This is a genomic window from Pseudonocardia sp. SID8383, from assembly GCF_009864975.1.
Taxonomy (GTDB): Bacteria; Actinomycetota; Actinomycetes; order Mycobacteriales; family Pseudonocardiaceae; genus Pseudonocardia; species Pseudonocardia alni.
The window spans coordinates 1-1,850 of record NZ_WWFY01000796.1 but is presented as its reverse complement, the minus strand read 5'-3'; the positions used below and the strand labels follow the sequence as shown (position 1 = coordinate 1,850).

The 1,850-nt window shown below is 76.3% G+C and carries 2 protein-coding genes; both read right to left on the bottom strand.

What is annotated here, in order from left to right; genetic code table 11:
- On the bottom strand, positions 1–1,512 hold a 1,512-nt coding region (locus GTW08_RS19590; protein ID WP_161152348.1), incomplete at its 3' end, for a PrsW family intramembrane metalloprotease.
- Between the two features lie 47 nt (positions 1,513–1,559).
- Positions 1,560–1,850, bottom strand: a 291-nt coding sequence (locus GTW08_RS19585; protein ID WP_161152347.1) for a DUF3180 domain-containing protein, incomplete at its 5' end; no start/stop codon positions are given.

Genomic DNA, 1,850 nt, shown 5'->3' with positions numbered 1-1,850 from the left:
CTCCCCGGGTCCGCGGGGGCCGGCGGGACGGGCACCGCCCTCGGGCGCGGCGGAGGCGTGCGGGGCCGGGGTGTGCTGGGCGGGTGTCGGCGGAGCCGGGGGCTGCGGAGCCGGCGTCCGCGACGCGCCCGACCACGGAGCGATCCGTGGTCCCTCGGGGCGCCCCCAGGGCGCCGCGGTCATGAGTGTGTCCGGGCCGGGCGGGAGCGGCGGTACGGCGGGCCCCGCGGAGGCGGACGCGCCGCCGCCGTCGGGGAAGGTCGGGATCCGGAACTGACCGGAGAAGCTGCCGTCCGGCGCGGCCGGGGGCGGCGGCTCCCAGTCCGACGGACGCTTCCGCGCCCAGGCCGCGACCAGCGCCTCCGGCACCCCGACCGCGACGGCACGGGCCCGCAGCACCGCGGCCAGCTTCTCGTCGTGCAGGGCGTGGGCGCTCTCCTTCACCGCGCCGCGCGCGATCCGGTTCCGCATGAACGCCAGCTCGGTGACCGCGGACTGGTACTCGGCGACGGCCTTCGCCGCGGCCGGGCCGGAGCGGCGCCGCACCAGCGTGCGCCAGCCCTTCCGCCGGGACAGCCGGGCCAGCAGGGTCACCTCGCTCGGCGCGATCCAGCCCGCGGCGGCGAAGCCGGGCAGCTGCGCGGCGACGATCCGCGCCTCGCGGCGACGGGCGAACACCACGAGCAGGATCAGCCCGACGAAGATCGGGACCATCACGAACAGGTAGATCTGGAAGAAGCCGCCGGGCGTCGCGGCCAGCACCGACGCGCCGTTCCACAGCGCGTGCAGCACCACCGCGGCGACGTAACCGGCGATCATCGCCAGCACCCGCACCCCGATGCTGCGGCTGGCCACCGCGATCCCGGCGGCGATGCCGATCATGCAGGTGAACAGTGGATGCGCGAACGGCGAGGCGACGCCGCGGACGAACAGCGTCGCGAGCACGCCGGCCGACTCCGGCTCGGACACCGCGCGGCCGAGGTAGAGGATGTTCTCGCTGAACGCGAACCCGGCGGCGACGATCCCGGCGTAGACGACGCCGTCGACGATCCCGTCGAACTCGCGGCGCCGGAACAGCAGCAGCCCGACCAGGAACAGGCCCTTGGTGAACTCCTCCACGACCGGGGCGACCACGACCGGGCCGAACAGGTCGCCCGCGCCGCGCCCGGCGGCCGCGTCGAGCACCGCCGAGGCGCTCGTGTTGATCAGCAGGGCGACCAGCGCGGCGAACCCGGCGCCCCAGAGGAACGCGCCCATCAGCATCCGCGGCGGCTCGGGCTCCCAGCGGTCCACCCAGAGGAACGCCGCCACCACCGGCACGACCGGCAGCAGCGCGGCCAGGGTCCCGACGATCACCCCCGGCGTCCCGATCGCGCGTTGCAGCACCCCGATCGTGATCACCGCGAGCAGGGCCAGCACCACCAGGCCGACGACCGGCAGCAGCACGCCCCGTCGCTTGGCCGACGGCGCCGGCACCGGTGTGTACGGGCGGCCGAGCGTCGGGGACGTCATGACCGTCCAGCGTAGAGAACCGGCCCCGTCCGCGCGGGGGACGCGCCTCAGGTCGAGCGGATCCCACCGTCGGTGTCGTCCGGGTCGTCGGGGGCCCGGCAGCAGTACTCCAGCCAGAACGCGGCGCCGATCAGCAGCAGCGCGCTGACCACACCGATCCCGGCGACGACGCTGTCCCGGAACGCGGCCACCACGACCGCGGCCCGCGGCAGCGTGTGCATCAGCACGGCCACCCACAGCCCGGCGACCACCGCGCCGCCGACCGCGGAGGCCTTGGCGAGCAGCACCGCCCGGGCCGCGACGAGCGGCGGTACCGGGACGGCGCCGTTCCGGCGCTC